Annotated in this window: 16 protein-coding genes and 1 tRNA gene; 3 read left to right on the forward strand and 14 right to left on the reverse strand. The window is 63.3% G+C overall.

The features are described 5' to 3' along the window. Window positions 1-133: 133 nt before the first annotated feature. From fusA to rpoB, 5 genes are all read right to left on the reverse strand, one after another. A complete protein-coding gene (gene fusA / locus PV768_RS19890) occupies window positions 134-2248 on the reverse strand; it encodes an elongation factor G (RefSeq protein WP_321214080.1) in 2115 nt (704 codons plus the stop codon). 68 nt (window positions 2249-2316) lie between these two features. Continuing rightward, window positions 2317-2787, reverse strand: a complete 471-nt coding sequence (gene rpsG, locus PV768_RS19895; RefSeq protein ID WP_026531948.1) for a 30S ribosomal protein S7 — start codon at window positions 2785-2787, stop codon at window positions 2317-2319. 1 nt (window position 2788) lies between these two features. After that, window positions 2789-3163 (reverse strand): 30S ribosomal protein S12, encoded by a 375-nt coding sequence (gene rpsL / locus PV768_RS19900; RefSeq protein WP_009358312.1) that lies wholly within the window; start codon window positions 3161-3163, stop codon window positions 2789-2791. A gap of 394 nt (window positions 3164-3557) precedes the next feature. Continuing rightward, complete coding sequence (locus PV768_RS19905; RefSeq protein ID WP_421093987.1) at window positions 3558-7457, reverse strand: DNA-directed RNA polymerase subunit beta'; 3900 nt, start codon at window positions 7455-7457, stop codon at window positions 3558-3560. Between the two features lie 117 nt (window positions 7458-7574). Further along, entirely contained in the window at window positions 7575-11084 is a 3510-nt protein-coding gene (gene rpoB / locus PV768_RS19910) for a DNA-directed RNA polymerase subunit beta (protein ID WP_157241602.1), read from the reverse strand. A gap of 463 nt (window positions 11085-11547) precedes the next feature. Here rpoB and PV768_RS19915 point away from each other — a divergent pair, with 463 nt between their 5' ends. Both PV768_RS19915 and PV768_RS19920 read left to right on the forward strand, forming a co-directional pair. Further along, window positions 11548-12747, forward strand: coding sequence for an acetyl-CoA C-acetyltransferase (locus PV768_RS19915; protein ID WP_157243022.1), 1200 nt, complete (start codon window positions 11548-11550; stop codon window positions 12745-12747). Beyond that, entirely contained in the window at window positions 12747-13244 is a 498-nt protein-coding gene (locus tag PV768_RS19920; protein WP_157241601.1) for an aminoacyl-tRNA deacylase, read from the forward strand. Before PV768_RS19915 ends, PV768_RS19920 begins: the two co-directional genes overlap by 1 nt. Before the next feature lie 67 nt (window positions 13245-13311). Here PV768_RS19920 and rplL read toward each other — a convergent pair whose 3' ends face one another. The 9 genes from rplL to PV768_RS19965 form a co-directional block, all read right to left on the reverse strand. Beyond that, window positions 13312-13689 carry a 50S ribosomal protein L7/L12 gene (rplL, locus tag PV768_RS19925; protein WP_013601842.1) on the reverse strand — a complete coding sequence of 126 codons (378 nt, stop codon included), beginning with the start codon at window positions 13687-13689 and terminating at the stop codon, window positions 13312-13314. Between the two features lie 77 nt (window positions 13690-13766). Further along, window positions 13767-14348 carry a 50S ribosomal protein L10 gene (gene rplJ / locus PV768_RS19930; RefSeq protein WP_104998642.1) on the reverse strand — a complete coding sequence of 194 codons (582 nt, stop codon included), beginning with the start codon at window positions 14346-14348 and terminating at the stop codon, window positions 13767-13769. A gap of 297 nt (window positions 14349-14645) precedes the next feature. Next, on the reverse strand, window positions 14646-15764 hold the full coding sequence (locus PV768_RS19935) for a GNAT family N-acetyltransferase (protein WP_157241600.1): 1119 nt from the start codon (window positions 15762-15764) through the stop codon (window positions 14646-14648). An 8-nt stretch (window positions 15765-15772) separates the two neighbouring features. Next, window positions 15773-16912 (reverse strand): GNAT family N-acetyltransferase, encoded by a 1140-nt coding sequence (locus PV768_RS19940; protein WP_421093988.1) that lies wholly within the window; start codon window positions 16910-16912, stop codon window positions 15773-15775. Window positions 16913-17034: 122 nt separating this feature from the next. Next, window positions 17035-17742 carry a 50S ribosomal protein L1 gene (gene rplA, locus PV768_RS19945; protein ID WP_157241598.1) on the reverse strand — a complete coding sequence of 236 codons (708 nt, stop codon included), beginning with the start codon at window positions 17740-17742 and terminating at the stop codon, window positions 17035-17037. Window positions 17743-17928: 186 nt separating this feature from the next. Continuing rightward, window positions 17929-18360, reverse strand: coding sequence for a 50S ribosomal protein L11 (rplK, locus tag PV768_RS19950; RefSeq protein WP_003803853.1), 432 nt, complete (start codon window positions 18358-18360; stop codon window positions 17929-17931). Window positions 18361-18488: 128 nt separating this feature from the next. Further along, a complete protein-coding gene (gene nusG / locus PV768_RS19955; protein ID WP_321214082.1) occupies window positions 18489-19301 on the reverse strand; it encodes a transcription termination/antitermination protein NusG in 813 nt (270 codons plus the stop codon). A gap of 114 nt (window positions 19302-19415) precedes the next feature. Further along, a complete protein-coding gene (secE, locus tag PV768_RS19960) occupies window positions 19416-19700 on the reverse strand; it encodes a preprotein translocase subunit SecE (protein ID WP_421093989.1) in 285 nt (94 codons plus the stop codon). Window positions 19701-19782: 82 nt separating this feature from the next. After that, window positions 19783-19855, reverse strand: a tRNA-Trp gene (locus tag PV768_RS19965). 274 nt (window positions 19856-20129) lie between these two features. On the opposite strand from PV768_RS19965, the gene PV768_RS19970 reads away from it, so the two are divergent. Beyond that, window positions 20130-21347 carry a pyridoxal phosphate-dependent aminotransferase gene (locus PV768_RS19970; protein ID WP_421093990.1) on the forward strand — a complete coding sequence of 406 codons (1218 nt, stop codon included), beginning with the start codon at window positions 20130-20132 and terminating at the stop codon, window positions 21345-21347. Window positions 21348-21492: the final 145 nt, after the last annotated feature.

Here is a 21492-nt window from a genome sequence, read left to right on the forward strand (position 1 = left end):
GAGCCTGTTCGTGCAGATGGCCGGGACCCGGCTTGACCGGATGAATCCGACCGGCCCGGCCACCTGCACCGGCTGCGCTGACCGCTTCCGGCAGGCGCACCCGAGGTTGTTCGCTTAGAAAAGTCCCAGGGGACTATTCGCCGCGGCTCTTCTGGATGATCTCGTCGGCAACAGCCTTCGGGACCTCGGCGTAGCTGTTGAACGTCATGGAGTACACAGCACGGCCCTGGGTCTTGGAGCGCAGGTCACCGATGTAGCCGAACATGCCGGACAGCGGGACGTGCGCACGGATGACCTTGACGCCCTGTGCATCTTCCATGGACTGCATCTGGCCACGGCGGGAGTTGAGGTCACCAATAACTTCACCCATGTATTCCTCAGGGGTGCGGACCTCGACATCCATCAGCGGTTCGAGCAGGACAGGGTTCGCCTTGCGTGCAGCTTCCTTGAAAGCCATACGGCCGGCGATCTTGAACGCCATTTCCGAGGAGTCGACATCGTGGTAGGCGCCGTCAATCAGCGTTGCCTTGATGCCAACAACCGGGTAGCCGGCCAGGACGCCGTCGTTCAGCGCATCCTGGATACCAGCGTCAACCGACGGGATGTACTCGCGGGGAACGCGGCCACCGGTGACCTTGTTCTCGAACTCGTACAGCTCGCCCTCGGCAGTGTCCAGCGGCTCGATCGCAATCTGGATCTTTGCGAACTGGCCCGAACCACCGGTCTGCTTCTTGTGCGTGTAGTCGTGACGCTCCACAGCACGCTTGATGGTTTCGCGGTAGGCGACCTGCGGCTTGCCCACGTTGGCTTCGACCTTGAACTCGCGGCGCATGCGGTCCACCAGGATGTCCAGGTGGAGCTCGCCCATGCCGGCGATGATGGTCTGGCCGGTGTCTTCGTTGAGGGACACCTGGAAGGTGGGGTCCTCAGCGGAGAGCTTCTGGATGGCCGTGGAGAGCTTCTCCTGGTCACCCTTGGTGTTCGGCTCGATGGCAACCGAGATCACAGGCTCCGGGAAGCTCATGGACTCGAGGACGATCTGGTTCGCGGAGTCACACAGGGTGTCGCCCGTGGTGGTGTCCTTCAGGCCAATGGCTGCGTAGATGTGGCCGGCGGTAGCGCCCTCAACGGGCATTTCCTTGTTGGCGTGCATCTGGAACAGCTTGCCGATGCGCTCTTTCTTGCCCTTGGTGGAGTTAACCACCTGCGCGCCTGCTTCCACGTGACCGGAGTACACGCGGATGAAGGTCAGCTGGCCGAAGAACGGGTGGGCCGCAATCTTGAACGCGAGAGCGGAGAACGGCTCTTCGGAGGAAGGCTTGCGGGTCAGTTCCTTCTCTTCGTCGCGAGGATCGTGGCCGATCATCGGGGGGACGTCGAGCGGGTTCGGCAGGTAGTCCACGACTGCATCGAGCATGGGCTGGACGCCACGGTTCTTGAATGCGGAACCGCAGAAGATCGGGTACAGCTCGGAGTTGATCGTCATCTTGCGGATGCCGGCCTTGAGCTCATCGATCGAGATCTCTTCGCCCTCAAGGTACTTCTCCATGAGTTCTTCGGAGGACTCGGCGACGGTCTCAACGAGGTTCGCGCGGTACTCGTCAGCCTTTGCCTGGAGGTCGGCCGGGATCTCGCGGATTTCGTACTTGGCACCCATGGTCACGTCGCCCTTGGCATCGCCGGGCCACACGAGGGCGCGCATGTAGAGCAGGTCCACAACGCCGATGAAGTCGTTCTCTGCACCGATCGGCAGCTGCATGACCAGCGGCTTGGCGCCGAGGCGGCTGATGATGGTGTCTACGGTGAAGTAGAAGTCGGCACCGAGCTTGTCCATCTTGTTGACGAAGCAGATGCGGGGAACGTTGTACTTGTCAGCCTGGCGCCAAACGGTCTCAGACTGGGGCTCAACGCCTTCCTTGCCATCGAAGACGGCAACGGCACCGTCGAGGACGCGCAGGGAGCGCTCAACCTCTACGGTGAAGTCAACGTGGCCGGGGGTGTCGATGATGTTGATCTGGTTGTTTTCCCAGAAGCAGGTCACGGCGGCAGACGTGATGGTGATGCCGCGTTCCTTTTCCTGTTCCATCCAGTCAGTGGTCGAAGCGCCGTCGTGCGTTTCGCCGATCTTGTGGTTCACACCCGTGTAGAACAGGATGCGCTCGGTGGTGGTGGTCTTGCCGGCATCAATGTGGGCCATGATGCCGATGTTGCGGACCTTACTAAGGTCGGTAAGCACGTCCTGTGCCACGGGGTCTCCTTTTGGGATTGACTACGCGTTCGCCGCCGGCTCGGTTGAGCCGGCGGCGCCCGGGAGTATTACCAGCGGTAGTGTGCGAAGGCCTTGTTGGACTCGGCCATCTTGTGGGTGTCTTCGCGACGCTTCACAGCGGCACCGAGACCGTTGGATGCATCCAGGATTTCGTTCTGGAGGCGCTCGGTCATCGTCTTTTCGCGGCGGGCCTTGGAGTAGCCAACCAGCCAACGCAGGGCGAGGGCGGTGGAGCGGCCCGGCTTGACCTCGACCGGAACCTGGTAGGTTGCGCCACCAACACGGCGGGAGCGGACCTCGAGGGAAGGCTTGACGTTGTCCATGGCCTTCTTGAGGGCTGCTACGGGGTCGCCGCCGGACTTGGCACGGGCGCCTTCGAGGGCACCGTAGACGATGCGCTCTGCAGTGGACTTCTTGCCGTCAACGAGCACCTTGTTGATGAGCTGGGTGACCAGCGGGGAGCCGTAAACGGGATCTAGTACGAGCGGCCGCTTGGGGGCCGGACCCTTGCGAGGCATATTACTTCTTCTCCATCTTTGCGCCGTAGCGGCTGCGTGCCTGCTTACGGTTCTTGACACCCTGGGTATCGAGGGCACCACGGACGATCTTGTAGCGGACACCCGGAAGGTCCTTCACACGACCACCGCGAACGAGCACAATGGAGTGCTCCTGCAGGTTGTGGCCAACACCGGGGATGTAGGCGGTAACTTCCACGCCGCCGTTGAGGCGCACACGTGCCACCTTACGCAGAGCCGAGTTCGGCTTCTTCGGGGTGGTGGTGTAGACGCGGGTGCAGACACCGCGGCGCATGGGGCTGCCCTTAAGCGCGGGAGCCTTGGTCTTTGAGACCTTAGGCGTGCGGCCCTTGCGGACCAGCTGGTTAATCGTAGGCACTCTCGTGTTCTCCGTTTTATCCGGAGTGGCCGCTTCCGGCCACTCTCCTTTGCGTTGCCCCGCCGCCCGGGCCTTGAAGAAGTTCTCCATGGCGGCGAAGGCGAAGCCTTAATAGTCGGATCGCATCCATAGGAACTGACTTACGTCTTCAATGGCCCCTAGGCATGCAAAAATGTGGCATACGTTGCACAAGAACCCTGCAAACCGGAAACGTCGCTCTGGTTCAGCCTTTCGGCTGGTACCGGCGCACTCATCCACTGCCACAATAACAATTGGTAACAAGTCTAGCATGGACGGCCCGTACCCCTTAATCAGGGCCATGCCGCCCCAACGGGAAGGCCCCGTCCCCACGGTGCGGGGACGGGGCCTTCCATCAATCAGCGGGACTGCCGCTTTAGCGGAAGTCGTTGCCCAGGTCGTAGTCATCCAGCGGGATGGCGTGGAACTCGGGAGCTCCATCCCCGCCCAGGGTGTCGTACGAGAAGTCACTGAAGGCGCTGGGGCCGGTGAACAGGTTGGCCTTTGCTTCCTCAGTGGGCTCCACGGTGACCTCGGTGTAGCGCGGGAGGCCCGTGCCGGCCGGGATCAGCTTACCGATGATGACGTTCTCCTTGAGGCCCAGCAGCGGATCGCTCTTTCCTTCCATGGCCGCCTGCGTCAGGACGCGGGTGGTCTCCTGGAAGGAAGCTGCGGACAGCCAGGACTCGGTGGCCAGCGACGCCTTGGTGATGCCCATGAGCTCAGGACGTCCGGATGCCGGAGTCTTGCCCTCGGACACAACGCGGCGGTTGGCATCTTCGAAGCGGCTGCGCTCGGCGAGCTCGCCGGGCAGCAGGTCCGACTCGCCGGACTCGATGACCGTGACGCGGCGCAGCATCTGGCGGACGATAACCTCGACGTGCTTGTCGTGGATACCGATGCCCTGGCTGCGGTACACGCCCTGGACCTCGTCCACCAGGAACTTCTGTGCCGCACGCGGACCCATGATGCGCAGGACCTGCTTGGGATCCACCGGTCCGTTGATCAGCTTCTGGCCGACGGTGACGTGGTCGCCATCCTCGATCAGCAGGCGTGAACGGCGCAGGACCGGGTAGGCGATCTCTTCGGTTCCGTCATCGGGGGTGATGACCAGGCGCATCTGGCGCTCGGACTCTTCGATGGTGATGCGGCCGGCTGCTTCGGCAATCGGTGCAACACCCTTCGGAGTACGGGCTTCGAAGAGCTCCTGGATACGGGGCAGACCCTGGGTGATGTCGTCGCCGCCGCTGGCGGAGACTGCACCACCGGTGTGGAACGTACGCATGGTCAGCTGGGTACCGGGCTCACCGATGGACTGTGCGGCGATGATGCCCACGGCCTCGCCGATGTCCACGGTCTTGCCGGTTGCCAGTGAACGGCCGTAGCACAGGGCACAGGTTCCGACGCTGGACTCACAGGTGAGTACGGAGCGGACCTTGACCTCGGTGATGCCTGCCTTGAACAGCTCGTCGATGACAACGTCGCCGCAGTCGGTGCCGGCGGCCGCAAGGACCTTGCCCTCGGCATCCACGACGTCGACGGCGAGGGTACGTGCGTAGGCACTGTTCTCGACGTTCTCGTCCAGGACCAGCTCGCCGTTGGAATCGGCGACGGCGATGGGCGTGACCAGGCCACGCTCGGTGCCGCAGTCCTCTTCGCGGACGATGACGTCCTGGGACACGTCCACAAGGCGACGGGTCAGGTAACCCGAGTTTGCGGTACGCAGAGCGGTGTCAGCCAGGCCCTTACGGGCACCGTGCGTGGCGATGAAGTACTCCAGCACCGACAGGCCCTCGCGGTAGGAGGACTTGATGGGGCGCGGGATGATTTCACCCTTAGGGTTGGCCACCAGGCCACGGATACCCGCGATCTGGCGGACCTGCATCCAGTTACCACGTGCACCGGAGGACACCATGCGGTTGATGGTGTTCATCGGTGACAGGCTGTCGCGCATTGCCTGGGCGATCTCGTTGGTTGCCTTGTTCCAGATTTCGATCAGTTCCTGGCGACGCTCGTCGTCGTCAATCAGGCCCTTGTCGTACTGGCCCTGGATCTTGGCAGCGCGTTCCTCGTAACCGGCGAGGATCGCAGGCTTTGCGGCCGGAACCTCGATGTCCGAGATGGCGACGGTAACGCCCGAGCGGGTGGCCCAGTAGAAACCGGCATCCTTGAGGTTGTCCAGCGTTGCCGCGGTGACGACCTTCGGGTAGCGCTCGGCGAGGTCGTTGACGATGCGGGACAGTTCGCCCTTGTCGGCAACAGCCTCGACCCACGGGTAGTCCTCGGGCAGCGTCTCGTTGAAGAGAACCTGGCCCAGGGAGGTCTGGACGAGTGCCGGCTGACCCGGCTCCCAGCCCTCCGGAGCTTCCCAGCCTGCGTACGGCACGAAGCCTTCGAGGCGGATCTTGACCTGCGAGTTAAGGTGCAGCTCGCGGGCGTCGAACGCCATGATGGCCTCTGCGACCGAGCCGAAGATGCGGCCTTCACCGGCCGAACCCTTCCGCTTGGTGGTCAGGTGGTAGAGGCCGATGATCATATCCTGCGACGGCAGGGTGACCGGGCGTCCATCAGAGGGCTTCAGGATGTTGTTGGAGGACAGCATCAGGATGCGGGCTTCAGCCTGGGCTTCGGGGCTCAGCGGCAGGTGGACTGCCATCTGGTCGCCGTCGAAGTCGGCGTTGAAGGCGCCACAAACCAGCGGGTGGAGCTGGATTGCCTTGCCTTCAACAAGCTGCGGCTCGAAGGCCTGGATGCCGAGGCGGTGCAGGGTAGGTGCACGGTTGAGCAGCACCGGGTGTTCGGTGATGATCTCTTCCAGCACGTCCCAGACCTGCGGGCGGTAACGCTCAACCATTCGCTTGGCCGACTTGATGTTCTGGGCGTGGTTGAGGTCAACCAGGCGCTTCATCACGAACGGCTTGAAGAGCTCCAGCGCCATCTGCTTGGGCAGGCCGCACTGGTGCAGCTTCAGCTGCGGGCCGACGACGATGACCGAACGGCCCGAGTAGTCGACGCGCTTGCCCAGGAGGTTCTGGCGGAAACGGCCCTGCTTGCCCTTGAGCATGTCGCTCAGGGACTTCAGCGGACGGTTGCCCGGTCCGGTGACCGGACGGCCGCGGCGGCCGTTGTCGAAGAGGCTGTCAACAGCTTCCTGAAGCATGCGCTTCTCGTTGTTGACGATGATCTCCGGAGCACCCAGGTCAAGCAGGCGCTTGAGGCGGTTGTTGCGGTTGATCACGCGGCGGTACAGGTCGTTGAGGTCGGAGGTCGCGAAGCGGCCACCGTCCAGCTGGACCATGGGGCGCAGTTCCGGCGGGATCACCGGAACTGCGTCGAGGACCATGCCAAGCGGGCTGTTGTTGGTGGTCAGGAACGCGTTGACCACCTTCAGGCGCTTCAGGGCGCGGGTCTTGCGCTGGCCCTTGCCGTTGGCGATGATGTCGCGCAGCAGGTCAGATTCAGCCTGCATGTCGAAGCTCTCAAGGCGCTTCTTGATGGCTTCGGCACCCATGGAGCCTTCGAAGTACATGCCGTAGCGGTCGCGCAGCTCGCGGTACAGGCCTTCGTCACCCTCGAGGTCAGCGACCTTCAGGTTCTTGAAGCGGTCCCAGACCTGCTCGAGGCGCTCGATGTCGGCGTCGGCACGCTTGCGCACGTTGGCCATCTGGCGGTCGGCGGAGTCGCGGGCCTTCTTCTTGTCGGCAGCCTTCGCGCCTTCGCCTTCGAGGCGGGCGATTTCGCCTTCGAGGTCGCGGGCGATCGCCGCGATGTCGGAGTCGCGGTTGTCGATGAGCTGCTTCTTCTCGATGTCGTGCTCAACCTGCAGGTTGGGCAGTTCCTCGTGGCGGGCGGCTTCATCAACGCTGGTGATCATGTAGGCAGCGAAGTAGATGACCTTTTCGAGGTCCTTCGGCGCCAGGTCAAGGAGGTAGCCCAGGCGTGAGGGAACACCCTTGAAGTACCAGATGTGCGTGACCGGGGCGGCCAGCTCGATGTGGCCCATGCGTTCGCGGCGGACCTTTGCGCGGGTGACTTCAACGCCACACCGCTCACAGATGATGCCCTTGAAGCGCACGCGCTTGTACTTACCGCAGTAGCATTCCCAGTCCCGGGAGGGGCCGAAGATCTTCTCGCAGAAGAGGCCGTCCTTCTCGGGCTTGAGCGTGCGGTAGTTGATGGTTTCCGGCTTCTTAACCTCGCCGTAAGACCAGCCGCGGATGTCTTCCGCGGTGGCGAGGCCGATCTGCATGAGGCCGAAGGAGGATTCGCTGGACATATGGTCCCTGTTCTCTCTTGTTCTCTAAATTCTGAAGTCTTGGGTTACGGAAAGAGGGAGGTGAGGTACCGGAAAGGGAGCGCGGGTGGCGCGCTGCTTTCCCGGTACGCCCGCCTGCTAAACCTCTTCTACGGAACTGGGCTCTGCACGGGACAGATCGATACCCAGTTCCTCCGCAGCCGTGAAGACTGCGTCATCAGAGTCACGCATTTCAATTGTGGTTCCGTCCGTGGAGAGGACTTCCACGTTCAGGCACAGCGACTGCATTTCCTTGATCAAGACCTTGAAGGACTCGGGAACACCCGGCTCGGGGATGTTCTCGCCCTTGACGATGGCTTCGTAGACCTTCACGCGACCATGGATGTCGTCAGACTTGATCGTGAGAAGCTCCTGGAGCGTGTAGGCGGCGCCGTAAGCTTCGAGCGCCCACACTTCCATTTCACCGAAGCGCTGGCCACCGAACTGTGCCTTACCACCCAGCGGCTGCTGCGTGATCATGGAGTACGGGCCGGTGGAGCGCGCGTGGATCTTGTCGTCCACCAGGTGGTGGAGCTTCAGGATGTACATGTAGCCGACCGAGATCGGATCCGGGAACGGCTCGCCGGAGCGGCCGTCGAACAGGCGGGTCTTGCCGGAGGAGTTGATCAGGCGTTCGCCGTCACGCGTCACGTTGGTTGAGTCCAGCAGGCCCGTGATTTCCTCTTCGCGGGCGCCGTCGAACACCGGCGTTGCAACAGTGGTCTGGCCACTCTCGCGCGGCAGGTTCGGCAGCTGCTTGACCCACTCGGGCTCGCCTTCGATCTTCCAACCGGTCTTGGCAACCCAGCCGAGGTGCGTTTCGAGCACCTGGCCGACGTTCATACGGCCCGGAACACCCAGCGGGTTCAGGACGATATCAACGGGGGTGCCGTCGGCAAGGAAGGGCATGTCCTCAACGGGGAGGATCTTGGAGATGACACCCTTGTTGCCGTGGCGGCCGGCGAGCTTGTCGCCGTCGGTGATCTTGCGCTTGGCAGCGACATAGACGCGGACCAGCTGGTTCACGCCCGGGGGCAGCTCGTCGTCGTTGTCGCGGTCGAAGACGCGAACGCCGATGACGGTGCCGGACTCGCCGTGGGGAACCTTCAGGGAGGTGTCGCGGACTTCGCGCGACTTCTCACCAAAGATGGCGCGCAGCAGGCGCTCTTCCGGGGTCAGTTCGGTTTCACCCTTCGGGGTGACCTTTCCGACCAGGATGTCCCCTGCTTCAACCTCGGCACCGATGTGGATGATGCCGCGCTCGTCCAGGCCCGCCAGGACTTCCTCGGACACGTTGGGGATGTCACGGGTGATTTCCTCGGCACCAAGCTTGGTGTCGCGGGCATCGATCTCGTGCTCCTCGATGTGGATGGAGGAAAGGACGTCCTCGGCAACAATGCGCTGCGAGAGGATGATGGCGTCCTCGAAGTTGTGGCCTTCCCATGACATGAATGCCACGAGCAGGTTCTTGCCGAGGGCGAGCTCGCCCTGGTCCGTTGCCGGGCCGTCGGCGATGATGCCGCCAACTTCCAGGCGCTGGCCTTCGTTCACCAGGACACGGTGGTTGTAGCAGTTGCCCTGGTTGGAGCGGGCGAACTTGTTGATGCGGTAGTTGGTCTCGGTGCCGTCGTCGTTGAGCATGATGACGAGCTCGGCGGAAACCTCGGTGACCACGCCGGCCTTCTTCGCGATGACAACGTCACCGGCGTCGACGGCTGCGGCGCGTTCCATGCCGGTGCCCACGAAGGGGGCCTCGGAACGGACCAGCGGCACGGCCTGGCGCTGCATGTTGGCACCCATGAGTGCACGGTTGGCATCGTCATGCTCGAGGAACGGGATCAGGGCGGTAGCCACGGACACCATCTGGCGCGGGGAAACGTCCATGAACTCGACGTCGGCGGCGGGGACGAGGACAGGCTCGCCTCCACCACCGCGGGCACGGACCAGGACGGTGTCTTCGGCGAACTTCTTGTTCTCGTCCAGCGGCGCGTTGGCCTGGGCGATCAGCACCTCGGCCTCGTCGTCGGCGGTCAGGTACTGGACGTCGTCGGAAACGACGCCGTCCTTGACCAGGCGGTACGGGGTCTCGATGAAGCCGAACGGGTTGATGCGTCCGTAGGAAGCCAGCGAACCGATCAGGCCAATGTTCGGGCCTTCAGGAGTTTCGATGGGGCACATACGTCCGTAGTGGGACGGGTGCACGTCACGGACTTCCATGCCGGCACGGTCACGGGACAGACCGCCGGGGCCAAGCGCGGACAGGCGGCGCTTGTGGGTCAGGCCCGAGAGCGGGTTGTTCTGGTCCATGAACTGCGAGAGCTGGGAGGTTCCGAAGAACTCCTTGATCGCGGCGACCACGGGGCGGATGTTGATCAGGGTCTGCGGCGTGATGGCCTCGACGTCCTGGGTGGTCATACGCTCGCGGACCACGCGCTCCATGCGGGACAGACCGGTGCGGACCTGGTTCTCGATGAGCTCGCCGACCGCGCGGATGCGGCGGTTGCCGAAGTGGTCGATGTCGTCGATCTCGACGCGCAGGTCCACTTCCTGGCCGTCACGGGTGCCCTTGATGGTCTTCTCGCCGGCGTGCAGCGCGACGAGGAACTTGATCATGGCAACGATGTCTTCAACGTGCAGGACCGAAGCTTCCTTGTCGCCAAGGGAGCGGTCGATGCCAAGCTTGCGGTTGATCTTGTAGCGGCCAACCTTGGCCAGATCGTAACGCTTGGAGTTGAAGTACAGGTTGTCCAGCAGGGACTGGGCAGCCTCGACGGTGGGCGGCTCGCCCGGTCGCAGCTTCCGGTAGATGTCCAGCAACGCGTCTTCGCGGGTTTCGGTGGCGTCCTTCTCCAGGGTTGCCCGCATGGAGTCGTACTGGCCGAACTCTTCGAGGATCTGGCCTTCGGTCCAGCCGAGGGCCTTCAGCAGGACCGTGACGGACTGCTTGCGCTTGCGGTCGAGGCGCACGCCGACCTGGTCGCGCTTGTCGATTTCGAGCTCGAACCAGGCGCCGCGGGACGGGATGATCTTCGCGGTGAAGATGTCCTTGTCGCTGGTCTTGTCGGCGGCGCGCTCGAAGTAGGCGCCCGGGGAACGGACCAGCTGGGAGACGACGACACGCTCGGTGCCGTTGACGACGAAGGTGCCCTTCTCGGTCATCAGCGGGAAGTCACCCATGAACACGGTCTGCTGCTTGATTTCGCCCGTGTTGTTGTTCATGAACTCGGCCTTGACGTACAGCGGAGCCGAGTACGTAGCGTCCCGGTCCTTGCACTCGGCCATGGTGTACTTGGGGTCAGCGAACTCCGGATCGGAGAAGCTCAGGGACATGGTGCCCTGGAAGTCCTCGATCGGGGAGATCTCTTCGAAGATGTCCGACAGGCCGGACGTGGTGGCGACGCTGAGATCGTTTTCTTCGACAGCCTTCGCTACGCGTGCCTGCCAGCGCTCATTTCCGACAAGCCAGTCGAAGCTGTCCGTTTGGAGGGCAAGCAGATTCGGAACGTCAAGAGGTTCGTGAATCTTTGCGAATGAGAGCCGGCGAGTGGCACCATCAGTGCTGTCGGCGGTGTTAGCGGTTTCGTTATTAGAGGTGCTCGAGGCGACCAAGAGGGATCCTTCCACAGACCTTCAGGCGTTTTCAGATCTCCCCCGCTGTGCACCCTGCGGAATGCTCCGCAGTGCTACCAATCCGGTTCCGCTATATGACCCGGGGCCGGTGCTGACCATGCTGTGACGTTGTTGACGGCACGTTGATTGTCAGCTGCCAGGCAAAGCCCACCGCTATATGAAGGCTGAAGGTAAACAGGGAAGACGCAAATATCTACGATACGGCAAAATAACCTACATGTCTACCCCACATCCGGCGGGATTGCAAGCACCGGATTTCCGCCCGACTCCCTGGCGACGTTGAAGAGGCTTCCTGAACAGGCTTCCCAAGGCGCCGCCCGCGTTCCGGAATGCAGCTTGCTTTGCGGAATGCACCTGGCGGGACAGGCGTTTGAATAGTTAGGTGACCAGGGTCACGGTACCCTTGGTGGCCTACACCGAAAACGGACCGGAAGAGATAACCATGGGCAACTCTCCTGACAACACTGACGTTGTCATACTCGCAGCAGCGCGCACACCGCAGGGCCGGCTCAACGGGCAGCTTGCAAGCTTCACCGCGGTGGAGCTCGGCGCCCGCGCCATCAAGGCTGCCCTGGAAGCCAGCGGCGTGGACGCCGCTGACGTGGACGCCGTCATCATGGGACAGGTGCTGCAGGCGGGCGCCGGCCAGAACCCCGCCCGGCAAAGCTCCATCGGCGCCGGCATCGGCTGGGACGTCCCTGCCGTGACCGTCAACAAGGTGTGCCTGTCCGGGCTCACCGCGGTGATTGACGCCGCCCGCCTGATCCGGGCCGGGGAGGCGGACGTTGTGGTGGCCGGCGGCCAGGAATCCATGACCCGGGCCCCGCACCTGCTGCCCGGTTCCAGGCAGGGGTGGACGTACGGCTCGATCCAGGCATTGGACGCCGCCGCCCACGATGGCCTGACCGACGCCTTCGACGGCCAGTCCATGGGCCTCTCCACCGAGACCCGCAACCTGGCACTGGGGATCGACCGGACCTCCCAGGACAATGTCGCTGCGCAGTCCCACCAGCGTGCCGCGCTGGCTGCCAAGAATGGAACGTTCGACGACGAGATCGTCCCGGTCAGCGTGAAGCAGCGCAAGGGGGACCCCATCGTGGTGTCCACTGACGAGGGGGTTCGGCCCAACACGTCTGTGGATTCCCTTGCCGGCCTGCGCGCCGCCTTTGTCACGGACGGGACCATCACCGCCGGCAACTCCTCTCCCCTGTCCGACGGGGCCGCCGCCCTGGTGCTGGCCTCCCGCGGCTATGCGGAGAAACACGGCCTTGAGTACCTCGCTGTGGTTGGGAAGCCCGGGCAGGTGGCAGGACCGGACAACTCACTGCACTCCCAGCCCTCCAACGCCATCCGGAACGCGCTGGCACGGGCGGGATGGACCACTGCTGACCTCGACTTCATCGAAATCAACGAAGCCTTCGGATCGGTGGCGGTGCAGTCGCTCAAGGACCTGGACTACCCGCTTGAGAAGTGCAATATCCACGGCGGGGCCATTGCACTGGGCCACCCCATCGGGGCCTCCGGCGCGCGCCTGGCCGTGCATGCCGCACATGAACTCAAGCGCCGCGGAACAGGCAAGGCGGCGGTGTCCCTGTGCGGCGGCGGCGGGCAGGGCGAAGCGCTCCTGCTGTACCGCGACTGATGGCGGACGAAGTTGTGAAGGACGCGGACGGCGTCGGACATGGACGATTCCTGGCCGACGCCGCCGCCCGCGGCCTGCAGGTGGACATCGTCGAAAGGCCCGCCGCCAAAAGCCTCGAGGAAGCGGCGGCGATCCTGGGAATCACGCCGGCGGACATCGTGAAGTCGCTGGTGGTCAAGCACAAGGACGGCTCGTTCCTGTTTGCGCTGATTCCCGGCGACCGGCAGATCTCGTGGCCGAAGCTGCGGACCCTGGTGGGCGTCAACAAGCTGTCGCTGCCGCCCGCGGACGCGGCCCTGGATGCAACCGGCTATGAACGCGGCACCATCACGCCGCTGGGCAGCACCAAGAGCTGGCCGGTCTATGCGGACTCCACCGTTACCGGACGCAGGATCTCGATGGGTGCAGGCGCCCACGGCTACAGCGCCTTCGTGGATGCGGACGCCCTGACCGCAGCACTGGGTGCCGTCGTCGCGGACATCAGCGACCCGGCCTGACCGCGGCTGGGAACGCAAAAGCCCCGCCCACATGACGTGGACGGGGCTTTTCGCGGAAAAGGCGTTGTTACTTGAGGGTAACGGTGGCGCCTGCAGCCTCGAGCTGCTCCTTGGCCTTCTCGGCAGCTTCCTTGGTAGCACCTTCGAGGACAGCCTTGGGAGCGCTGTCAACCAGGTCCTTTGCTTCCTTGAGGCCCAGGGAAGTGATGGCGCGAACTTCCTTGATCACTGCGATCTTCTTGTCGCCGGCTGCTTCGAGGACGACGTCGAAGTCGGTCTTCTCTTCAACCTCTTCAGCAGCTGCGCCACCGGCGGGGCCGGCAACTGCAACAGCAGCAGCGGTAACTTCGAAGGTCTCTTCGAAGAGCTTGACGAACTCGGAGAGCTCGATGATGGTCAGTTCCTTGAAAGCTTCAATGAGCTCTTCGTTGCTGAGCTTCGCCATGGTAGGCGTCCTTCCTGTTGTGGTGTTCAGCGGCGCGGGGCCGGGCATCACACCGGAGTCTGGTGGGGTGAAGAGACTTAGTTCTCTTCAGCTGCGGGAGCGTCAGCCGGGGCTTCAGCTTCTGCGGCAGGTGCTTCTTCAGCGGCAGGCGCCTCGGCAGCTGCCGGTGCACCGTTCTCTTCTTCAAGCTTGAGGCGCAGTGCGTCAATGATGCGTGCAGCGGCGGCGGCAGGGGCCTTGAGGACGCCTGCAACCTTGGCGAGCTGCAGCTCACGGGACTCGAGTGCTGCCAGTGCGGCAACCTCGCTGGCGTTCAGAGCCTTGCCCTCGAAGTAGCCGGTCTTGATGACAAGCTGCTTGTTGGTCTTGGCAAAATCCGTCAGGCTCTTGGCAGCGGCAACTGCGTCACCCTTGATGAACGCGATTGCAGTGGGGCCGGAGAGCTGGTCGTTGAATGCTTCAACGCCGGCTTCCTTGGCTGCAATGGCGGTCAGGGTGTTCTTGACGACCGCGAACTTGGTGTCCTGGCCGAGAGAAACACGCAGCTGCTTGAGCTGTGCAACGGTGAGCCCGCGGTATTCGGTCAGGACAGCGGCGTTCGATTCCTTGAAATCGTTAGTGATCTCAGCTACTGCTGAAACCTTGGTAGGCGTTGCCATAACCCTCCTTCCGGGGATAGTGCCGGTATTCGACGGTCCCCGCTCAAGGTGAGCTAAAACTAAAAACGCCCCGCGCAGATGCACGGGGCTTGACTCAACACGGATATCCCATGGAGCTGTTGCTTCGTTCACCTGCGCCGGCCGCCCTACGTTGAGGGTCCTTCGTCCAGAAACCCACTGCGTCTCCCGCGCACAACTGCAGAGTTGAGCCATGTTCGAGAGAGTGGATTTCCAACAACCGACGGTCTTTGGTCCTTCAAGTCTACGGGAGAGCCATCACTGCGCCAAATCGCGCCCTCAGCTGGTGCTTGTGCCCAGCTGCGGGAGTTCTTTCTGCCAGATGCCCGTGACCCCGGCCGTCTGGAATCCCAGCTGCTTATTGACCGTCAGGAGGTACCGGTTTTCCGGCGCATTCCAGGTGTAGATGATCCGGGCATCCGGAAACTGTTCGGTGAGCCGTTCCATGTTTGCCACCTTGATCAGCAGGCCGAGTTTGTTTCCGCGGTGTTCCTGCAGCACCAGTGTGTCGTCCTGGAAGACAACGTCGGCGCGGTGCGCCAGGACAGTGATGGTGGTCAGGCCCACAAGGGCACCTGTGGCGAGGTGCTCGACGGCGGTGACCACCGTCCGCCGCCCCTGCGCGATGGCGACGTCTTCCGCTTCCCGGAGGATGCCGCCGTCGAACACCATGTCCTGCTCAACGGGCGCTTCCAAGGAGGGATCGACGTCGGCCCCCGCCTGGTTCTCAAGGACGGCGACAGCTTCGAGCCACTGGTCCGGGCACCGGTCCGTCCAGTGGTGCAGCCGGTAGCGGCCGTTGTTGGCCTCCTCGGCTTCGGCCTGCAGGTCCGCAACCAGCTTCGAATCCAGGGGCAGCGCGCAGGAACTGAACTGTTCGATGTGTTGGAGCGTGTACCCGGTCTTCTGCGCGAACTCTACTTCGCGGCTCTCCAGCGGCACGAAGCCCTGGCCGGAGCCGGGGACCAGCTGGGCCTTTTCAAACTCGTGAAGGGACGCGCCCGGATGGTTGGTGTCCACCAGGATCATGGTGCGGCCTTCCGCCCGGGCCAGCTGTTCGGCCGCCTGGAGCAGCCGCCTGCCCACGCCCTGGCGCTGGAACTCCGGCAGGATGTCCAGCGTGAACTCCGCGAGGTCCAGGTTGTCGGTGAGGGGCAGGGCGATGTCCACGGTGCCCACGATTTCGCCGTCCACTTTGGCCACCAGGATGAGCTGCCGCTCATAGGGGTCTTCAAATTCCAGGAGCTTTTCCAGCGGCTCGTAGGCGAGGTCGTCGCTCCCCCAGGTCTGCATCCGGACCTTCCGGCCCACCTCGACCGCGGCAAGGAAGTCTGCGGCGTCCGGGGAGTCGAGTGAGTCCGGGATCCAGAGCTGTTCGATCTTCACGTCTTTTGCCATTGGCGTCTTCATCCCAGCCGTTTCTGCCACTCACCTTCATAGCCGGCGGGCCTGAATCCAAGGGCATTATTTATGGCCAGCATATGTCGGTTTTCAATGGCATTCCACGTCAACACTGACCGCACGGACGGCCACCGGCCCTGGGCGCGCCGAAGGTTTGCCAGTTTCACCAGGAGCCCGAGGCGGTGGCCGCGGTGGCCTCCGGCAACGAGCGTGTCCTGCTGGGCGATCGTGTCAGGAACCCCGGGCCGCCAGTTCAGGACGGTGTAGGCAACCAGTTCGCCCGTACTTAGGTGGAGGGCCGCCGTCACTGCCGACTGGACTCCGCCGCGGAACAGCGTCCGCTCTTCGTCGCGTACGCGGGCGGCATCCCAGTCTTCGCCTTCCCAGTCCATGCCGGCGATGGGAACGTCCTCGGTCATCGTGGCCTTAAGCCGGGCGTAGGCGTCCACCAGGGCCTCCGGGCAGTGATCGTCCCAGCCGGTAAGACCGTAGCCTGCGGCCCGGGAAGAGGCCTCGGCCTCCAACTCGTCCAGCAGTTCCGGGGCCACCGGCAGCGCGAGGCGGCTGGAGCGCTCCACCTGCTCCAGCTCGTAGCCGGAAGCGAGGGCAAAGGCTACGGCGGGGGCGGTGAGCGGCAGGCCGCCCGCACCGGATTTGGCGCGCAGCAGCACAGCTCCGTCCGCATTCGCCAGCGGGACCTCGTGATAAGCGTCCAGGGACATCCTGCCCCGCTCCCGGGCTACGGTTTCGGCGTGTTCCCGAAGGATGCGTCCCAATCCCCGGCGCCGGTGGGCCGGTGAGATGAGGACGTCGATTCCGGCGGTGTGCGTGTTCTCGCGGAGCGGGAGCGTCACAGAGCAGAAGCCCACTGGTTCCCGGCCCAGCCTGGCAAGGTAAAGCTGCCGCTCCTCGTACTCATTGCCCTGCCAGAACTCCAGGGCTTCCGCCAGCGTGGGGCAGCGGTCCAGGTTGCCCCAAAGCTCCAGTTCGTGGGCCACGCGCATGTCATGGCACACCGTGAAGTCGGCAGTTGCGTTCCCGGCGCTTGCCACCGCTCCGCTGCCGGGTGCCAGGAGGACGTCCACGGCGGAAATCGTGAGGGCATCGGGCGTCCCCGTGACGCCATCCAACTCCGGTTCGGCCATTTCTACAGCTTAGGCAAACTGACACCCGTCCGGGACAGGAAGCTTAAAACACAACCGCCCGGCAGGTGCCGGGCGGTTGTGTTTGCTGCGGACAGGTCCGCAACGGAAGTTCAAGTGAGGATTTAGGCCTCGGTCAGAACCTTGGTGACGTTCGGGTCAACGGAGATGCCGGGACCGAACGTGGTGGCAACGGTGGCCTTCTGGATGTAGCGGCCCTTCGAAGCGGACGGCTTCAGGCGAAGCACCTCTTCCAGTGCTGCTGCGTAGTTCTCGGCCAGCTTGATGGCGTCGAAGGACACCTTGCCGATGATGAAGTGCAGGTTGGAGTGCTTGTCGACGCGGAAGTCGATCTTTCCACCCTTGATGTCGTTGACGGCCTTGGTGACGTCAGGGGTCACGGTGCCCGTCTTGGGGTTCGGCATCAGGTTACGCGGACCCAGGACCTTACCGAGGCGGCCAACCTTGCCCATGAGGTCGGGGGTGGCGACGGCGGCGTCGAAGTCGGTCCAGCCGCCGGCGATCTTTTCGATCAGGTCATCGGAACCAACGAAGTCGGCGCCGGCAGCGATTGCTGCTTCAGCCTTGTCACCCGTGGCGAAAACCAGGACGCGGGCGGTCTTGCCGGTGCCGTGGGGCAGGTTGACCGTGCCGCGGACCATCTGGTCAGCCTTACGGGGGTCGACGCCGAGGCGGAATGCAACCTCAACGGTGGCGTCGAACTTGGACGGGTTGGTGTCCTTGGCGAGCGTTACTGCCTCGAACGGCGCGTAGAACTTCTCCGCGTCGATCTTGGCGGCTGCTGCCTCATATGCTTTGCTGCGCTTTGCCATGCTGCTTGTTTCTCCTTGTGCAGTTGTGGTCTGCGGACCGCGCTGGGCCCTGCCACAGTTGGTGAGCGGACTCGTTATCCGTGCCCGGTTCCCAACATTTCAATGTAGGTGGTGCCGGTTGTCCCGGCGGTGCCGCCCGTCGTCGTGATCGGTTTCCCGAGCCCGACGCCAAGGCGACGGAAGCGACTAGCCTTCGACGGTGATACCCATGGAGCGGGCGGTGCCGGCGATGATCTTCGCTGCGCCTTCGAGGCTGGTTGCGTTGAGGTCTTCCATCTTGGTGGAAGCAATCTCGTTGACCTGGGCCTGGGTCAGCTTGGCAACCTTGACGGTGTGCGGGGTAGCTGAACCCTTGGCGACGCCTGCAGCCTTCTTGATGAGCTCTGCAGCCGGCGGGGTCTTGGTGATGAACGTGAAGGAACGGTCCTCGTAGACCGTGATTTCCACGGGGATGACGTTTCCGCGCTGGGCTTCCGTCGCAGCGTTGTACGCCTTGCAGAATTCCATGATGTTGACACCGTGCTGGCCAAGCGCAGGACCGATCGGCGGAGCCGGGTTAGCGGCACCTGCCTGGATCTGCAGCTTGATGAGGCCGGTGACCTTCTTCTTGGGAGCCAATGTAGGGTCCTTCTCTCAATAACGTCCTGGGGCACAGGAGCGTGCCTCAGGTTTTTGGCCGCCATGGCGAGGCGGCCGGCCGTCCCGGTGCTGCTAAGCGGGCAGCGCCGGGACGAATTCTTTGGAAATCAGATCTTGGTGACCTGGTTGAACGCCAGGGTGACCGGCGTTTCGCGCTCGAAGATGGAAACCAGCACCACGAGGGTCTGGGATTCGACCTTGATCTCGGAGATCGTGGCGGGAAGGGTCTCGAAGGGGCCTTCCTTGACGATGACCGACTCGCCGACCTCGAAGTCGACGTCCACCGGAGCCTGGTTCTGCTTGTTGACCGGCTTGCCCTTCTCGGCCTGCTCTTCCTCGAATACGGGGGCAAGCATGGAGAATACCTCATCGAGGCGCAGCGGCACCGGGTTGTGGGCGTTGCCCACGAAGCCGGTCACGCCGGGGGTGTGCCGGACGGCGCCCCAGGAGGCGTCGGTCAGGTCCATGCGGACCAGCACATAGCCCGGGATGCGGACGCGGTTGATCACCTTGCGCTGAGCATTCTTGATCTCAACGACTTCTTCCATCGGCACCTGGATCTCGAAGATGTAATCTTCCATGTCCAGGGTCTGGATGCGGGTTTCCAGGTTGGCCTTCACGCGGTTTTCGTAACCTGCGTAGGAGTGGATGACGTACCAGTCACCTTCCTGGCGGCGCAGCTTGGCCTTGAACTCTTCTGCGGGGTCTACCTCGGCCTTGGCGGCGGCAGCGGCGAGGGCGTCGGTGGACTGTTCCTCGGAGCCGGCCTCGTCATCAGCCTTTGCGTCGAAGTCATCGGAATCGGCGTCGTCGGATTCGGGCGCGGAGGACTCAACCTCAGACTCGTCACCGGCTTCTGCCGTGATGTCCGCGGACTCTTCCAGCTCAGTCTCGGTTACCTCGAGCTCCTGCTCAGACACTTGGTCTCCTGCTTCCTCATTGCCTAACATGCCTATTTAAATGGCTCAATTCCGCACACCGGTGTTTCCCTCCGGATTCCCGGACGGAACACACAGCCTGCGGACGGTACAGCCTTAGCTGTCCGTGGGGCCTTTACCGCCGAAGAGCCAGCTGACGGCGGATCCGAAGCCAATGTCCAGCAGGCTGACGATGACCATCATGATGCCCACGAACACCAGCACCACGAGTGTGTAATTAATCAGTTCCTTGCGGGTTGGTGCAACAACCTTCTTCAGTTCGCCGATGATCTGGCGGACAAAAAGTGCAATGCGAGCGAAGAAGTTTGCCTTGGCGTCCTTCTTAGCTGGGCGGCCCTTGGAGCTGCTGGCAGCTGTTTCGGTCACCTGGTCCTCGCTCATCTTTGCAATGTTGGATTACCCGGTCCTGATCAGAACCATGGTTGCTGCGCTTGCCCCGGATTTTCGCCCGGGGCAGCTTGCGCAGGGCAGACAGGACTCGAACCTGCAACCTGCGGTTTTGGAGACCGCTGCGCTACCAATTGCGCCACTACCCTATGGAGTGAATTCCACTCTCCGATGACGAACCGCCAGCTGCACTGGGGCGCACGTCATCATCCGTGTTTCAACACCGGTGAACCAGTCTACGCAACAACTTCGCGTTCGTCGAACCGGCCCGTTTCCGGCCCCCGACTGCTGCCCTGGCTGACATTGACCGGAACAGTCACAAATCAAAACGGGCAACCCGGAGGGTCCGCTGAACAGCATAGAGTAGAACTCGTCGAATCCCACATTCCAGCCGCCAGGCTGCAAGCGAAGAACGGACCTGCCATGTCTGCCGCCCGCGTTTCCCAGCGCATTTCCGCCATTGCCGAATCCGCAACCCTTGCCGTTGATGCCAAGGCGAAGGCGCTGAAGGCTGCAGGCCGGCCGGTCATTGGATTCGGTGCGGGTGAACCCGACTTTCCCACTCCGGACTACATCGTCCAGGCCGCCATCCAAGCGGCAAGCCAGCCGAAGTACCACCGCTACTCCCCCGCCGGCGGGCTGCCCGAACTGAAGAAGGCCATCGCCGAGAAGACCCTGCGCGACTCCGGCTACGCCGTGGACCCTTCCCAGGTTTTGGTGACCAACGGCGGCAAGCAGGCGGTCTACAACACTTTCGCCACCCTGGTGGATCCCGGCGACGAGGTCATTGTTCCCACTCCGTTCTGGACCACCTATCCGGAGGCCATCCGGCTCGCAGGCGGCGTGCCGGTGGAGGTCTTCGCCGGCCCGGAGCAGGACTACCTCGTCACCGTTGAACAGCTTGAGGCAGCTGTCACGGACAAAACGAAGATCCTGCTGTTCGTCTCGCCCTCCAACCCCACGGGCTCGGTGTACTCGCCGGAGCAGGTGGCCGAGATCGGCAAGTGGGCGGCGGCCAAGGGCCTCTGGGTGGTCACCGACGAGATCTACGAGCACCTGACGTACGACGGCGTTCCCTTCACCTCGATCGCGACCGCCGCCCCTGAGCTGGGCGACAAGGTCGTCATCCTCAACGGCGTCGCGAAGACCTACGCCATGACCGGCTGGCGCGTGGGCTGGATGATCGGCCCGGCCGATGTCATCAAGGCAGCCACCAACCTCCAGTCGCACGCAACGTCCAATGTCTCCAACATCATGCAGATCGCTGCCCTGGCTGCCGTTTCCGGCCCGCTGACCGCCGTCGACGAGATGAAGGTGGCGTTCGACCGCCGCCGCAAGGCCATCGTTGCTGGCCTGAACGCCATCGAGGGGGTGGAATGCCCGACGCCGAAAGGTGCCTTCTACGTCTACGCGGACGTCCGCGCGCTGCTGGGGAAGGATTTCCCGACGGCGTCCGGCACGGCCACGCCGCAGACGTCCGCTGAGCTGGCCGCGCTGATCCTGGACGAGGTCGAGGTGGCAGTGGTTCCGGGTGAGGCCTTCGGCCCCTCCGGCTACCTGCGCCTTTCGTACGCACTGGGCGACGACGACCTCGCCACCGGCGTCCAGCGCCTGCAGGACTTCCTGGGCAAGGCCCAATAGGCACCCTCTCTCACTTAATGCGGGAAAACCCGGAACGCTCTATCACTCCCTTCAGGAGAGTGAACTGCTCCCCGGAAGTTGGACTGGCCAAATAGGATCCTAAGCTGCGAGGGCCTGGGCACGGTATTGGACCGGGCTCAGGCCC

This window comes from Pseudarthrobacter sp. CC4, from assembly GCF_048957775.1.
Taxonomy (GTDB): domain Bacteria; phylum Actinomycetota; class Actinomycetes; order Actinomycetales; family Micrococcaceae; genus Arthrobacter.